Below are 15,304 nucleotides of genomic sequence, written 5' to 3'. Positions count from 1 at the left end.
ATAAAACGGATTTCAGGAGGTGATGGTCGGCAGCTCGGGCGCCGCGACGTCGTAGACCTTGCCGTCCTGGGTGAGCAGCGCGGCGAGGACCTTGGCCTTGCGGTCCGTCTGCTCCGCCGTCCCCCAGCGGACGATCTTGCCGCTCGACAGCGTGAACTCCACGCTCGCCGGGGTCTTCGCCGTCGCCGTCGTGACCTGCTTCAGCAGCTGCTCCGGGATCACCCCCAGCACCGCCGTCACCGCGCGCGTCACCGGGTCGTCCGCCGACACCTTGGGCAGCTTGAGCTCCGGCAACCCCGCCGGGCGGGCGGGCACGGTCTTGAACACCACGCCGCCGCCGTCGACGAGGTGGACTCCGTCGCCGCCCGGGCCGCTGTCGAAGAACGCGATCGCCGTCCGCTCGGTCACCGTGATCTCGACCGTGTTCGGCCACGAGCGCGACACCTCGACCGTCGCGATGCCCGGCATCGCCGCCACCCGGTCGCGGATCTCGTCCGTGCTCAGCCGCAGCATCGGCTTGTCCACCGGCACCGCCGCCACCGCGCGGATCTGGTCGGCCGTCACCGTGCGCGAGCCGCTGACCGAGACGTCCTTCGCCCCGAGCATCGAGCTGAAGAACAGCAGGTAGACCAGCGCGACGAGGGTCAGCACGGTGAGCAGCGCGACCCACCGGCGGCGGATCTCCACCTGCCGGGTGGGCCGGGTGCGCGCACTGGGCTTCGGGCGCGCACCGGGCTTCGGGCGCGCGGCGCGGGTGCGGCGGCGTTCCTCTTCGGAGCGCCGCCCCCGGCGTTCCCGCGCCAGGGCAGCGCGATCCCGTTCGTCCTCTTCGGACGGACGGCGGCGTTCCCTGGTCGGACTCATGAGCTCAGCGCTTGTCCAGCTCGGCGAGGATCTCCGGGCCCAGCTGGGTCACGTCCCCGGCGCCCATGGTGACGACGAGGTCGCCCCCGTGAGCGAGGCTCGCCGCCAGGCCGGCGGCGACGTCGAACGCGGGCTCGTAGTGCACCGGCACGGTCACCGCGTCGGCGATCAGCGCCCCGGTCACGCCCGGCTCCGGCTCCTCGCGGGCGCCGTAGACGTCCAGCACGACGACCTCGTCGGCCAAGGACAACGCCGAAGCGAACTCCGCCGAAAACAGCTTCGTCCGCGAGTACAGGTGCGGCTGGAACACGACGACGACCCGGCCGGCCCCGGCCGCGGTCCGCACCGCGCGCAGCTGCGCGGCGACCTCGGTCGGGTGGTGGGCATAGTCGTCGTAGACGCGGACGTCGCCGGAGCGGCCCTTGAACTCGAACCGCCGCCGCACGCCCCCGAAAGCCGCCAGCCCCTCGGCCAGTCCCTCGGCCGGGGCGCCCAGCTCGAGCCCGGCCAGCAGGGCCGCGACCGCGTTGAGCGCCATGTGCTCACCCGGCACCGCGACCCGCACTGACAGCTCGGAGCCGTCCAGCAACAGGCGCACGACTCCGCCATCCGGAGCCGGGGTGTAGTCGAGGATGCGGGCGTCACCTTCGTCGGTGACCGTGCGGCCGTAACGACGAACCCGGACGCCCAGCTCGGCAGCCTGCTTGCCCAGCTCGTCCGCCGCGGCGTCGTCGCCGCAGACGATCAGCAGCCCGCCCGGCACGATCCGGCCGACGAACTCGGTGAACACCTTCGTGTAGGCCTCGGCCGTGCCGTGGTGGTCCAGGTGGTCCGGCTCGACGTTCGTCACCACCGCGACCGACGGCGAGTAGGTCAGGAACGAGCCGTCGCTCTCGTCGGCCTCGGCGACGAAGACGCCGCCCTCGCCGTGGTGGGCGTTGGCACCGGACTCGTTGAGGTCGCCGCCGATGGCGAACGACGGGTCGAGCCGGCAGTGCTGCAGCGCCACGGTGAGCATCGACGTCGTCGACGTCTTGCCGTGCGTGCCCGCGATGCAGGCGACGCGGTGGCCTTCCATCAGCCCGGCCAGCGCCTGCGCCCGGTGCAGTACCGGGATGCCCGCGGCCCGCGCCGCGACGAGCTCCGGGTTGGTCTCCTTGATGGCCGTCGAAACGACCACCGCGGACGGCGGCTCGGCCAAGGCGGAAATGTTCCCGGCGCTCTGGCCGACGAACAGCTCCGCGCCCTGGGCGCGCAGCGACAGCAGCGCGCGCGACTCCTTGGCGTCCGAACCCGACACGAAAGCGCCCCGGGCCAGCAGGATCCGCGCGATGCCGGACATGCCGGCCCCGCCGATCCCGATCAGGTGCGCCCGGCGCAGCTCCTCAGGCAACTCAAGCACCAGCGGCCTCCAAGACGATGCGAGCGAGCAGTTCGTCGGCTTCGCGGTGGCCCATGCCGACCGCGGCCGCGCCCATCTTCGCGACGCGGTCGGCGTCGGTGACCAGCGGGACGACCAGGTCGGCGACCTTGGCCGCGGTGAGGTCGCCGTCGAAGACCATCAGCGCCGCGCCGGCGTCGACCGCGGGCCGCGCGTTGGTGGCCTGCTCGCCGTTGCCGTGCGGCAGCGGGACGAACACCGCGGGCAGCCCGACCGCCGTCACCTCGGCGACGGTCATCGCGCCCGAGCGGCACACCGCGACGTCGGCCGCGGCGTAGGCCAGGTCCATCCGCTCCAGGTACGGCACCGGCACGTACGCCGGCTTGCCCGGGAACTCCTGCACGACCAGGGTGTTCTTCGGGCCGTGCGCGTGCAGCACGCCGACCCCGGCATCCGCCAGGTCCTTCGCCGCGCCGGACAGCGCGGAGTTGATCGACTGCGCGCCCTGCGAGCCGCCGAACACCAGCAGCGTCGGCGCGTCCGGGTCCAGCCCGAAGTGCTCGCGGGCCTCGGCGCGCAGCGCGGCCCGGTCGAGCGACGTGATCGACCGCCGCAGCGGGATCCCGACGACCTCGGCCTTCGGCAGCGGCGTGCCCGCGACCGCGACGGCGACCCGCTTGGCGAACCGCGCGCCCACCTTGTTCGCCAGGCCCGGCGACTGGTTGGCCTCGTGCACGACGATCGGGACGCGGCCGCGGGCGGCCAGGTAGGCGGGCAGGGCGACGTAGCCGCCGAAGCCGACGACGACGTCCGCGCCGACCCGGTCCAGGACCTCGCGGGTGCGCCGCACCGAGTCGCGGACCTTCAGGGGCAGCCGCAGCAGCTCCGGCGTCGGCTTGCGCGGCAGCGGGACCGGCGGGATCAGCTCCAGCTCGTAGCCGCGGGCCGGGACGAGCTTGCTCTCCAGGCCGCGCTCGGTCCCGAGGGCGATCACCGTCGCGTCCGGGCGCAGCCGCATGACGGCGTCGGCCAGGGCGAGTGCGGGTTCGATGTGTCCTGCGGTGCCACCACCGGCGACCACGACCACAGGCGCCCGGCCCGCGGCTGATCGCTCGGTTCCCTTGACGGGCTTACTCACCAATGACCTCTCCGGTTCGCGGTACTCCGGGTACCACGGCTCGCTGTTGACCGCGCGGCCCCGCCGCGAGACGTGGCCGTGCTCGTCCGTGCCGCGCTGCGGCGCACCGGCTCGCGGACCGACCTGCGTCGTTCCTGCGCCGGGGCGGGCCGCGCCGCACGGGGCGCGGGCCTGGCCGCCTTCGCCCCGGTGCGCGCCGCACCCTTGCGGGTGGCGGGCGGGCGGTACGGATCGGGCGCGGGCAGCCGCAGCAGGCGTCCGAATTTACCCGGCCCCTGTGTGCGCAGTGCGGCCACCGCCTCCGGTTCGTGCCGGGCGGCGTTCGCGAGCACGCCCATGATGAGCATGGTGATCACCAGCGAGGTGCCGCCGTAGGAGATCAGCGGCAGCGTGACGCCGGTGACCGGCAGCAAGCCGACGACGTAGCCGATGTTGATACCGGCCTGCGCGACGAGGAACACGGTCAGCGTGCCGGAGACGATCCGGATCCACGGGTCGATGTTGCGGGTGGCGATCCGCAGGCCCACGACGGCGACCCCGGCGAACAGGGCGAGCACGACGACGCAGCCGATCAGCCCGAGCTCCTCGCCGATCAGGGCGAAGATGAAGTCGTTCTGCACGTTCGGCAGGTAGTTCCAGCTGGCCGCGCCCTGGCCGAGGCCCTTGCCGAACAGCCCGCCGTCGGCCAGCGCCAGCTTGGCCTGGTTGGCCTGGAAGCCCTCGGCGCTGACGTCGGCGTCCGGCGAGAGGAACGACATGACCCGGGCGAGCCGGTAGGGCGCGATCACGGCGAGCACGAGCACGCCGGCCAGGCCGCCCGCGAGGATGACGCCGAACAGCCGTTTCGGCGCGCCGGCGAACCACAGCAGCGCCAGCAGCACCACGGCCAGGGTGACCGTGCCGCCGAGGTCCGGCTGCAGCATGACCAGGGCGAACATCAGCAGCGCGATCGGCACCACCGGCACCAGCAGGTGCCGCCACTGGTGGATCACGTTGTACTTGATCACCAGGATGTGGGCGCCCCAGAAGGCCAGCGCGACCTTCGCGGCCTCGACCGGCTGGAAGGTGAACTCGCCGATCCGGAACCAGCCCTGCGAGCCGTTGACCGTCGAGCCGAGCGGGGTGAGCACGAGCACCAGCAGGCCGAGGGAGATCACGGTCGCCGTGGCCGACATCCGCCGGATCCGCTCCAGCTTGACCCGCAGGCCCAGCCAGAACACCACGCCGCCGATCGCGACGAACACGAGGTGCTTGGTGAACAGCGAGTACACGCCGCTGCCGGTCTTCGGGTTGTAGGACGCCACCGACGACGCCGACAGCACCATGACGATGCCGATGACGGTGAGCACACCGGTGAGGGCGAGCACGAGGTGGAAGGACGCGAGCGGGCGCGAGAGCCACGCGGTGAGCGCGGTCCGGAAGGCGACGAACCCGCTTTCCTTACGCTCGCGGCGCGGCCGCTTCGGCGCGGTCCGGGTCTTGGGGTCAGTGACCGTCACTCGGCGCCCCCGCTGCGTCGTCGCGGAGGACGTGCACCGCCGCGGCGAACGCGTCGCCGCGCTCGCCGTAGTTGCGGAACATGTCCAACGACGCCGCGGCGGGTGCGAGCAGCACCACGTCACCTGGCCGGGCCATCGCGCTGGCCGCACTCACCGCCGCAGTCATGGGTTCATGGTCACCCGGACGGAGGCTGTTCACCGGGACATCCGGCGCGTGTCGCGCGACCGCGGCGGCGATCACGGGTGAATCGACACCGAGTAGCACAACTCCTCTGAGGCGGCCGGCGATGCTGCTCACAAGTTCGTCGACGGAGGCGCCCTTGAGCTGGCCCCCGGCGATCCAGACGATGCTCTGGTGCGCCCGCAGCGACCCGCCGGCGGCGTGCGGGTTGGTCGCCTTCGAGTCGTTGACGTACCGCACGCCGGCGACCTCGGCCACCTCGACGGCCCGGTGCGGGGCCGGCTGGTACTCGCGCAGGCCCTTCAGCACGGCCTCCGGCGGGACGCCGTGGGCCCGGGCCAGCGCGGCCGCGGCGAGGGCGTTCGAGACGTTGTGGGGGCCGGCCGGGCGGACGTCGGCCAGCGTGGCCAGCTCCTCGGCGCTGTTCGCCGGGTCGGCCACGAAAGCACGGTCGACCAGCAGGTCCTCGACGAGGCCCAGCTCTTCGGCGGAGGGGGTGCCCAGCCGGAACCCGACGCGGCGGGCGTCGGCGGCCGCGTGTTCCTCTGCGATCCGCGTGGACCACTCGTCGTCGGCGTTGTGCACGGCGACCTTGGCCCGGGTGTACACGCGTCCCTTGGCGGCAGCGTATTCGTCCATCGAGCCGTGCCAGTCGATGTGGTCTTCGGCCAGGTTGAGCACCACGGCCGCGTCCGGCGCCAGGGTCGAGGACCAGTGCAGCTGGAAGCTCGACAGCTCCACGGCCAGCACGTCGTAGCCCGCGCGCACCGCGTCGAGGGCCGCGTAGCCGATGTTCCCGCAGGCCACGGCGTGGGCGCCGGCCGCCTTGAGGATCGACTCGAGCATGCCCACCGTGGTCGTCTTGCCGTTGGTGCCGGTGACCACCAGCCACGACGGCGGGTGGTCGCGCAGCTGCCCGGCCCGCCAGGCCAGCTCGACATCGCCGATCACCTCGACACCCGCTTCGGCGGCGGCCACCAGCAACGGCGACGTAGGCCGCCAGCCGGGGCTGGTGACGACGAGAGCTGTACCTTCGGGTGGCTCGGTCAGCCCCGGCACCAGCTCGGCGCCGAGGCCCGCCAGCTCGGCCAGGCGCTCGGCGTTGCCATCGGTGACGGTGACCTTCGCGCCCAGCTCGGTGAGCACGGGCACGATCGACTTCCCGGTGACCCCCGCACCGGCGACCAGGACGTGACGACCGGCGATGTCCAAGGTCAGCCCCCGAAGCCGAGCTGCTCGCTGTAGAACAGGCCCAGGCCGAACATGCAGCAGATCGCCGAAAGCAGCCAGAACCGGATGATCACCGTGGTTTCGGCCCACCCGGCGAGCTCGAAGTGGTGGTGGAACGGTGCCATCCGGAACAGCCTTCGCCGGGTCGTCCGGAACACCGCGATCTGCGCGACCACCGAGATCATCTCGACCATGAACAGGCCGCCGATCACGATGGCGAGCAGCTCGGTGCGGGTGGTCATCGACAGCCCCGCGACCAGGCCGCCGAGGGCCAGCGAGCCGGTGTCGCCCATGAAGATCTTCGCCGGGGCCGCGTTCCACCAGAGGAACCCGACGCAGGCACCGGCGGCCGCGGCGGCGACCACCGCCAGGTCGAGCGGGTCGCGGACGTCGTAGCAGGCCGGCGCCGGGCCGTTGGCGCAGTTCAGCCGCTCCTGCCAGAACGCGATCACGACGTAGGTCGCCAGCACCATCGCCGCCGAGCCGCCCGCCAGGCCGTCGAGGCCGTCGGTGAAGTTCACCGCGTTCGACCAGCCGGAGATCACGATGTAGCAGAAGATCACGAAGATCACCGACGGGAAGGTGATCAGCGCGAGGTCACGGACGTAGGAGAGGCTCTCCGACGCCGGGGTGATGCCCCGCGAGTCCGCGAAGTTCAGCGCCAGGACCGCGAAGGCGATGGTGACCACCAGCTGGCCGACCAGCTTCGCGGTCTTGTTCAGCCCCAGGTTGCGCTGCTTGCGGATCTTGATGAAGTCGTCGAGGAACCCGACGATCCCGAGGCCCACCGCGAGCATCAGCACGAGCAGCCCGGAGGCCGTCGGCGCGCCGCTGCGGGAGTTGAACATCCAGTTGATCAAGTGCGCGGCGAAGTACCCGACGACCATCGCGATGATGATCGCGACGCCACCCATCGTCGGCGTGCCGCGCTTGGACTTGTGTCCCTGCGGGCCTTCCTCGCGGATCTCCTGGCCGAAACCCTGCCGGGAGAACACCCGGATGAGGTACGGCGTGAGCAGGATGGAGATCAGCAGGCCCGCCCCGGCCGCGATCAGGATGCTGATCACGCGTCACCACCGTTCGAGCGATTCTCGGAGTTGTCGGATTCCCGGGGTTCGAGCAGGGCCTCGGCGACCCGCCAGAGACCGGCGGCCTTGGAGGCCTTGACCAGCACGACGTCCCCGGGACGGAGCTGATCATGCAGCAGGGCGGTCGCGGCCTCGACGTCGGGTACCAGAGCCGATTCCTCGCCCCAGGAGCCCTCCTGGTGCGCCCCCTGGTGCATGGCCGCCGCCTCGGGGCCGATCACGACGAGCTTGGCGATGTTGAGCCGGACGACCAGCCTGCCGATCTCGTCGTGGGCGGTGACCGTGTCCGCGCCGAGCTCGCCCATCACGCCGAGCACGGCCCAGGACCGGCGGCCGCTCTCCCGCGTCATCGCCGCGAGGGCCTTCAGGCCGGCCCGCATCGACTCGGGGTTGGCGTTGAAGGAGTCGTTGAGGATCGTGACGCCGTCGGGCCGCGTGACGACCTCCATGCGCCGCGCCGAGCGCCGCTCGAGCCCGGAGAGCCCGGCCCCGATCTGCGCCGGCGTCGCGCCCAGCTCCAGGGCGACCGCCGCGGCGGACAGCGCGTTGCCGACGTGGTGCTCGCCGTGCAGCGGCAGCCGCACGTCGGCCTCGCCCGCCGGGGTGATCAGCCGGAAGGAGGCGCGGGCCTCGTCGTCGAGGGTGATGTTCTCCGCGCGGACCTGCGCCGAGGGGCTTTCGCCGACGAACACGACGCGGGCCTTCGTGCGGCTCACCATGGCCGCGACCAGCGGGTCGTCGAGGTTGAGGATCGCGACGCCGTCTTCGGGCAGCGCCTCGACCAGCTCGCCCTTGGTCTTCGCGATGCCTTCGCGCGAGCCGAACTCGCCGACGTGCGCGGTCCCGACGTTGAGCACGACGCCGATCTTCGGCGGCGCGATCTCGGCGAGGTGGGCGATGTGCCCCGGCCCGCGCGCGGACAGCTCCAGCACCAGGTGCCGGGTCTCCGCGTCGGCCCGCAGCGCCGTCCAGGGGTGGCCCAGCTCGTTGTTGAACGACCCGGGCGGCGCGACCGTCGGGCCGAGCGGCTCGAGCAGCTGCGCGATGACATCCTTGGTCGACGTCTTGCCGGAGGAGCCGGTGACGCCGACGACGGTCAGGTTCCCTTCGGCCAGGCGCTGCACGACGTACCGGGCGAGCTTCGCCAGCGCGGCCAGCACCGCAGCGCCGGAGCCGTCCTTGTCGCCGGTCAGCGCGACCGACCGCTCGTGGGCCTCGCCCGGGGCCAGCGGCGGGACGACGATCGCGGGCGCGTCGACCTCGCGGGCGGCCAGCACGGCGACAGCGCCGGCCTCGACGGCCTGCGCGGCGAAGTCGTGGCCGTCGACCTTCTCCCCCGGCAGGGCGACGAACAGGCTGCCGGGCGTGAGCTTCCGGGTGTCGAACTCCACGCTGCCGGTCACCTCGGCGCCCGGCTCGGCGTGGTGCAGCCGGCCGCCGACGACGTCGGCGAGCTCGGCCAGGCTGAGCACGATCACACACTCACCTCGAGTTTGTTGCGGATGGCCGCGGCCAGCTCGTCGCGGTCGGAGAACGGGTGCACGACACCGCCGGCCTCCTGGCCGGACTCGTGCCCCTTGCCGGCGAGGAAGACGATGTCGCCGGGCCCGGCGAGCGCGACGGCGTGCTCGATGGCTTCGCGGCGGTCGCCGATTTCGACGACCTCGCCGCCTTCGGCGGGCCCGACGGCGCGAGCGCCGGCGAGCATCGCGGCGCGGATCGCCGCGGGGTCTTCGGAGCGCGGGTTGTCGTCGGTGACGATCAGGACGTCGCTGCGGCGGGCCGCCGCTTCGCCCATCATCGGGCGCTTCGCGGTGTCGCGGTCGCCGCCGCAGCCGAGCACGGTGATGATCCGGCCCTCGGCGCGGGCCCGCAGCGCGTCCAGGCCCTGGGAGACGGCGGCCGGCTTGTGGGCGTAGTCGACGACGGCGGTGAACTCCTGGCCGACGTAGACGCGCTCCATCCGGCCCGGCACCTGCACCTGGGCGAGCCCGGCGACGATGTGCTCCAGGCTCACCCCGGCGGTGCTCAGGATCGCGGCGGCGAGCACGGCGTTGGCGACGTTGAACTCGCCGGGCAGCGGGATCCGGGCGGGGGCGCTGACGCCGTCCGGGCCGTGCAGGGTGAACGTCTGCTCGCCGTGCGGGGTGGCCAGCAGGTCGGTGGCCTTCCAGACGGCCTCGGTGCCCGGGTCCGTCGTCACCGTGACCGTCCACGGCGTGAGCAGGGCCTGGCCCCACGCGCTGTCGACCACGACGACCTCGGTGGTCGAGCGGCCGTCGAACAGCAGCGACTTCGCGGCGAAGTACTCCTGCATGTCCTTGTGGAAGTCCAGGTGGTCCTGGGAGAGGTTGGTGAACGCGCCGACCGCGAACCGGGTGCCGTTGGCGCGGCCCAGCGCGAGCGCGTGGCTGGAGACCTCCATCGGCACGTGCGTGACACCGCGCTCCAGCATGACCGCGAGCAGCGCCTGCAGGTCCGGCGCCTCCGGCGTGGTGAACCCGCTGACCAGCCGTTCGCCGGCGATCCGGGTCTCGACGGTGCCGATCAGGCCGGTGGTCAGGCCGGCCGCCTGCAGGCCGGCGTCGACCAGGTAGGAAGTCGTCGTCTTGCCCGAGGTCCCGGTGACGCCGAGGACGGCCAGCCGCAGCGACGGCTCGCCGTAGATCCAGGCGGCGATCTCGCCGAGGGCGGCGCGCGGGTCGGCGTGCACGAGGATCGGGACGCCGGCGTCGCGCAGCGCGGGGCGCCCGGCCCCGTCGGCGTCGGTGAGGACCGCGACGGCGCCCGCGGCGATCGCCTGGTCGCTGAAGTCGGCGCCGTGCGCGCGGGCGCCCGGGAGGGCGGCGAAGAGGTCACCGGGGAGCACGTGCTGCGCCCGCAGCGTCGTACCGGTGACGGTGACCTCGGCCGCGTCGGGCGAGTCGGCGATCAGGCGGGCGTCCGCCCTGGCGAGGAGGGTCGCCAGCGGGACCGGGTCGATGCGCGCCGGGCGCGGCGGCGCGGGGACCGCTTTCACCGGGCTTTCCGGCACCTGGGAACTGGACGAGGACACGGACACGGCCAAGAGGCTACCGGCGGCCGTTCCGGGGGCCCGCACGCGGTACGGCGATTGCGGGCGGCTGAGGCAGATGTGCTAGACGGCGACCCGCACCCCGTTGCGCCGCAACACTTTCCCGGGCGCTTCGGACCGATGTGGACGTTGGACGAAGAAAAGCCCCCTCACGCAGGTGAGGGGGCCTTCACGGACTGTGCCTACGGCACGATGAGCGGGACCTCCGGCGACGGCCCGTCCGACAGCGGGATCTGGTACCGCTGCGTCAGGTACGACGCGATGCTGTGGAACAGCGGTGCGGCGGAGTGCCCCACCGGCAGCGTGGTGTCGGGTGCGTCCAGCCGGATCCCGACGACGAACCGGGGGTGGTCGGCGGGCAGGATCCCGGCGAAGGTGATGTTGTAGAGGTGGTCGCTGTAGCCCTTGTTCCGCGGGTCGATCTGCTGGCCGGTGCCGGTCTTGCCGGAGATCTGGTAGCCCTCGACCGCCGCCGTCGGCGCGGTGCCCTTCTGCAGGCCCTTGCCGTTCTGCGCGACCGCGCGCATCATGTCGCGCACCGTCTTCGCCGTCTGCGGGCTGACCACCTGGACCGACTTCGGCGCCGGCTCGGGCACCGTCGTGCCGTCCGGGTTCACCTTCGCCTTGACGATCCGGGGTTCGACGCGCAGGCCGTCGTTCGCGATCGTCTGGTAGAGGTCGGCCATCTGCAGCACGGTCATCGACAGGCCCTGCCCGATCGGCAGGTTGCCGAAGGTGGTCGCCGACCACTGGCTGCGCGCCGGCACGACCCCCGCGCTCTCGCCGGGCAGGCCGACGCCGGTGCGCTGGCCCAGGCCGAACTTCTTGAGCAGGTCGGCGTAGCGCTCCTCACCGATCTTCTGCGCCAGCAGCAGCGTGCCGATGTTCGACGACTTGGCGAAGATCCCGGCGGTGGTGAACGTCTGCGTCCCGTGCGTCCAGGCGTCGTGCACGGTCTTGTCGGCGACCTGCAGCTGGCCGGGCACCTGGATCGTCGACTCCGGGGTCGCGATGCCGTAGTCGATCGCCCCGGTGGCCGTGACGACCTTGTTGACCGACCCGGGCTCGAACGGCGTGGTGACCGCCGGATTGCCCAGGTCGTCGGCCGACCAGTCGCTCGGCGGGTCGTTGGGGTCGAACGTCTTGTCGTTGGCCAGCGCGTAGACCTCGCTGGTCTTGGCGTCCAGGACGACCGCCTGCCCGCCCTTGGCGTGCGACTGCTGGACGTAGTCCGTCAGCTGCCGCTGCACCTCGTACTGCAGGTCGGAGTCGATGGTCAGCTCGAGGTCCGACCCCGGCACGGCAGCCTGCAGGTCGCGCTCGGTGCCCGGGATGACGACGTTGTCGCTGCCGTTCTTCGTGTTGACCATCATCCGGCCCGGCGTGCCCGCCAGGTCGTTGTCGCGCAGCTGCTCCAGCCCGACGAGGCCGTGCAGGTTGTGCTTGGAGGCGACCGGGTCGTCGGAGCGCCAGTTCGCGGCGCCGACGATGTTCGCCGCCAGGCTGCCGCCCGGGTATTCGCGCAGGGCGCGCTTCTCGACGCTGATCCACGCGAAGTTCTTCACGATGTCGGCGGCGACCGACGGCTCGACGTTGTGCTCGAGGTAGGTGAAGGTCGGCTTGTGCAGCAGCTCCAGCAGCTGCTGCTCGGAAAGCTGGTTCGGCACCTTGGCCGCGATGTACTTCGCGGCCGCCGCGGTCTCGCTGTCGAACGTCTTCTTGGTGCCGGGGTTCTTCGTGGCGAAGTCGTCCATGTTCTTGCGGAACGCCTTGAGGTTCACCGACAGCGAGCGCACCTCGACGCTGAACGCCAGTTTGGCGCCGTTGCGGTCCACAATGGACCCGCGCTGGGCGGGGATGTCGATGGTCTGGGCGCGCTGCTTCTCCGCGGCCAGCGACAGCTCACCGGCCTCGAACCACTGCACCTGCACGAGCTTCACGCCCGCGACGAGCAGCAGGGCGACCAGGATGAGGCGCACCGCGGAGAACCGGCCGCGGTTCCCGCCGTTCCCCCGGCGCGCCGTCGCGCTGCGCGTCCCCGCGGCGTACGTCCGGCGGGCGCTCCCCGCGGAGCGCGCGCGGGCCTGTCCGCGGCTCGACGAAGCCATCACTGGCCGGCCGGCGGCTGGTCTTCGGCGGGCACCGCGGGCTGGTCACCTTCGATCGGCACACCCTGCTGCGACTGCGTGCCCGCGGCGGGCGCGGCCGGCGGCGCGGCCGGCACCGCCGGAGCGTCCGCCTTGGCCTTCTTGGGTTCGCCGACGAGCGACGTCTTCCCGTCCGGGCCGACGACGATGCGCGCCGGGTCGCCGCCCGGCACCATGCCCAGCTGCTCGGCCGCCGGGGCCAGCGACGCGGGCGACTCGGCCTTCGCGACCTCGCGCTGCAGCTGTTCCTTCGTCTCGGCCAGGTTCGAGTTGGTCGTGCGCAGCTGCTCGAGCCGGTAGGAGTCGGCGATCGCCTGCGTGGTCAGCCACAGCGTGGTCGCCACGCCGGCGGCCAGCAGCGCCATCATCAGCAGCACGAACGACGCGCGCGACTTCGGCAGCCGCAGCTTGAGCCGGACCTTGGGCACGCCCGGCTCGGCGGTCTTCGGCGCGGGCCGCGGCTCGCGCTCCTTGAGCAGGTCGGCTCGCTGGGCGCGGCGCGCGTAGGCACGCTCGGCCGCGGACGTGCGGCCCCGCGACGCGCGGCGCGGCGCGGCCTTGCCCGGCTGCTCGAGGGTCTGCGGGTCCGGCTCGGCGGTCGTCGAGGTGCGGGCGGCCTCGCTGCGGCCCCGCGTAGCCGGCGCGTTCCGGCGGCGGGACTTCGTGGGAGCGGTCATCGCGGCTCTCCGATCCTCTCTGCGGCCCGCAACCGCACCGAAGCGGCGCGCGGGTTGTGTTCCATCTCCTCTTCGCCGGCCTTCTCGGCGCCTCGCGTCAGGAGCTTCAGCTCCGGTCCGTGCCCCGGCAGTTCCACCGGAAGTCCTTCCGGGGTGCGGGACTTCGCGAGCTCGGCCAGCGCCTGCTTGACCAGCCGGTCTTCCAGGGACTGGTAAGCCTCGACGACGATCCGCCCGCCCACGGCGAGCGCGCCCAGCGCGGCGGGCATGGCCCGGCGGAGCACCTCCAGCTCGCCGTTGACCTCGATCCGCAGCGCCTGGAACGTGCGCTTGGCCGGGTGCCCGCCGGTCCGCCTGCTGGCCGCCGGCACGGCGTCGTAGAGCAGCTCGACCAGGCGGCCGCTCATCGTGAACGGCTCCTTCTCGCGGGCGTTCACGACGGACCGGACGATCCGCTGCGCGAACCGTTCCTCGCCGTAGTCCCGCAGGATCCGGATCAGCTCGCCGGGCGTGTAGGTGTTGAGGACGTCGGCGGCGGTGAACCCGGTCGTCGGGTCCATCCGCATGTCGAGCGGCGCGTCCTTCGAGTAGGCGAAGCCCCGCTCCGCGCGGTCCAGCTGCATCGACGAGACGCCGAGGTCGAACAGGATGCCGTCGGCCTTGGCGATCTTCAGCCCGGCCAGGGCTTCGGGAAGTCCGTCGTAGACGGTGTGCACGAGATCGACGCGGTCACCGTGCCGGGCGAGGCGTTCGGCCGACTTCTCCAGCGCGGCGGGATCCCGGTCCAGCGCGACGAGGCGCAGCCGCGGGAACGCTTCGAGAAGGGCGTCGGAGTGCCCGCCGAGGCCGACAGTCGCGTCCACGAGGACGGCGTCGCGCTCGGCGAACACGGGGGTGAACAGCTCGACGATGCGGTCGAGCAGCACCGGGACGTGCTCGGGTGCCGTCATGTTCCCCTCCCCCTCTCTCGCCTGGGCGGCCCGGGGGAAATATGGCGGATGCCGTCAGGTCCCTGTCCGCCCGCTGCCGACCTGGTACCGGGGAAGGTGCACCAGGGCTGTTGAGCGGACAGAGGCCTCACGGCATCCGAGTGGGCGTTCCCCTCACCGCGCGGGCGGCGAACCTCTCGTCCCCCGACGACGAAGGTGCACCGCGACCACGCGCCTAGAAGACGCCCGGCAGTACTTCCTCTCGAGCCTTCGCGTAGCTGTCTTCGTGCTCTTCCAGGTAGCCCTGCCACGCTTGGGCGTCCCAGATCTCCAGCCTGGTGATCGCCCCGATCACCACGCACTCCTTGCTGAGCCCCGCGTAGCGGCGGAGCTCGGGCGCGATGCTGATGCGCCCCTGGCCGTCCGGCCGTTGCTCGTCCGTCCCGGCGAACAGGTAACGCTGGTAGGCCCGGACCGCCTCGTTCGTGAACGGGGCGTCGGCGACCTTGCGCGCCATCTGCTCGAACTCGGCGCGGGGGAAGACGAAAAGACAGTGATCCTGCCCCTTCGTGAGCATCAGCCCGCCGGCCAAGGCGTCGCGGAACTTCGCGGGCAGCGCGAGCCGCCCTTTGTCGTCCAGCTTCGGGGTGTGGGTGCCGAGGAACACGGCCTCCACCTCCCTACCGCCCTCGGCAGCGAACTACCTTGAACGGCTACGGGGCTTCCCTTCCGCCCCACTGGCCACCACCGTACCCCACTTTTCACCACAGTCAACGCGACAAATGGCCGGACCACTCCGTCGTGTGCTTTGTTTGCGCAGGTCAGCAGGGTGGGGGCCGATGGGGGGTGTGGTGGGGCACCGTGGCCAAGATCCCCCGCCGTGGTGGACCGGAGCAACCTCAGCTGCACCCCATGCGTCCGCATAACGGCCGCGAAAGAACCCACGGGCCTCCCCGTGGGGCCGGGTGGGGAGCCGGGGTGGGGCCCAGTGGGGGCATGGGTGGAGCCGCCCCGAACGTCATGAAAGGGTCGTTCACCGCGTCCGACGCCATGAAAGAGTCGTTCATGGCATCTGCCGGCCGCCAAAGTTGTCCACA

General features: G+C 72.2%; 12 protein-coding genes. All 12 read right to left on the bottom strand.

Annotated features, from left to right (window positions below):
- Positions 1–12 precede the first annotated feature (12 nt).
- The 12 genes from AB0C38_RS09360 to mraZ all read right to left on the bottom strand — a co-directional run bounded on the left by AB0C38_RS09360 (position 13) and on the right by mraZ (position 14,874).
- Positions 13–864, bottom strand: a complete 852-nt coding sequence (locus AB0C38_RS09360) for an FtsQ-type POTRA domain-containing protein (protein WP_360669118.1) — start codon at positions 862–864, stop codon at positions 13–15.
- A 4-nt stretch (positions 865–868) separates the two neighbouring features.
- Positions 869–2,266 (bottom strand): UDP-N-acetylmuramate--L-alanine ligase, encoded by a 1,398-nt coding sequence (gene murC / locus AB0C38_RS09355; RefSeq protein ID WP_360669115.1) that lies wholly within the window; start codon positions 2,264–2,266, stop codon positions 869–871.
- Positions 2,259–3,383 carry an undecaprenyldiphospho-muramoylpentapeptide beta-N-acetylglucosaminyltransferase gene (murG, locus tag AB0C38_RS09350; protein WP_360669112.1) on the bottom strand — a complete coding sequence of 375 codons (1,125 nt, stop codon included), beginning with the start codon at positions 3,381–3,383 and terminating at the stop codon, positions 2,259–2,261. Before murG ends, murC begins: the two co-directional genes overlap by 8 nt.
- Positions 3,380–4,882, bottom strand: a complete 1,503-nt coding sequence (gene ftsW / locus AB0C38_RS09345) for a putative lipid II flippase FtsW (RefSeq protein ID WP_360669109.1) — start codon at positions 4,880–4,882, stop codon at positions 3,380–3,382. The genes murG and ftsW overlap by 4 nt, the downstream gene beginning before the upstream one ends.
- Complete coding sequence (murD, locus tag AB0C38_RS09340) at positions 4,869–6,275, bottom strand: UDP-N-acetylmuramoyl-L-alanine--D-glutamate ligase (protein ID WP_360669107.1); 1,407 nt, start codon at positions 6,273–6,275, stop codon at positions 4,869–4,871. The genes ftsW and murD overlap by 14 nt, the downstream gene beginning before the upstream one ends.
- Positions 6,276–6,277: 2 nt before the next feature.
- A complete protein-coding gene (mraY, locus tag AB0C38_RS09335) occupies positions 6,278–7,360 on the bottom strand; it encodes a phospho-N-acetylmuramoyl-pentapeptide-transferase (RefSeq protein WP_155546014.1) in 1,083 nt (360 codons plus the stop codon).
- Positions 7,357–8,859 carry a UDP-N-acetylmuramoyl-tripeptide--D-alanyl-D-alanine ligase gene (murF, locus tag AB0C38_RS09330; RefSeq protein ID WP_360669104.1) on the bottom strand — a complete coding sequence of 501 codons (1,503 nt, stop codon included), beginning with the start codon at positions 8,857–8,859 and terminating at the stop codon, positions 7,357–7,359. Before murF ends, mraY begins: the two co-directional genes overlap by 4 nt.
- Positions 8,856–10,400 carry a UDP-N-acetylmuramoyl-L-alanyl-D-glutamate--2,6-diaminopimelate ligase gene (locus AB0C38_RS09325; protein WP_360669949.1) on the bottom strand — a complete coding sequence of 515 codons (1,545 nt, stop codon included), beginning with the start codon at positions 10,398–10,400 and terminating at the stop codon, positions 8,856–8,858. The genes murF and AB0C38_RS09325 overlap by 4 nt, the downstream gene beginning before the upstream one ends.
- Before the next feature lie 236 nt (positions 10,401–10,636).
- Complete coding sequence (locus AB0C38_RS09320) at positions 10,637–12,562, bottom strand: penicillin-binding protein 2 (protein ID WP_360669101.1); 1,926 nt, start codon at positions 12,560–12,562, stop codon at positions 10,637–10,639.
- Entirely contained in the window at positions 12,562–13,278 is a 717-nt protein-coding gene (locus AB0C38_RS09315) for a hypothetical protein (protein ID WP_360669097.1), read from the bottom strand. The genes AB0C38_RS09320 and AB0C38_RS09315 overlap by 1 nt, the downstream gene beginning before the upstream one ends.
- The gene (gene rsmH, locus AB0C38_RS09310; protein WP_360669094.1) at positions 13,275–14,228 is read right to left on the bottom strand and encodes a 16S rRNA (cytosine(1402)-N(4))-methyltransferase RsmH; all 954 of its coding nucleotides are present in this window, start codon (positions 14,226–14,228) and stop codon (positions 13,275–13,277) included. Before rsmH ends, AB0C38_RS09315 begins: the two co-directional genes overlap by 4 nt.
- 214 nt (positions 14,229–14,442) lie before the next feature.
- Positions 14,443–14,874 carry a division/cell wall cluster transcriptional repressor MraZ gene (gene mraZ, locus AB0C38_RS09305; protein WP_329044731.1) on the bottom strand — a complete coding sequence of 144 codons (432 nt, stop codon included), beginning with the start codon at positions 14,872–14,874 and terminating at the stop codon, positions 14,443–14,445.
- Positions 14,875–15,304: the final 430 nt, after the last annotated feature.

The sequence above is a fragment of the Amycolatopsis sp. NPDC048633 genome, assembly GCF_040650695.1.
Classification (GTDB): domain Bacteria; phylum Actinomycetota; class Actinomycetes; order Mycobacteriales; family Pseudonocardiaceae; genus Amycolatopsis.
Note: the sequence above shows the minus strand (reverse complement) of the source record. Positions and strands in the feature narration are given on the sequence as shown.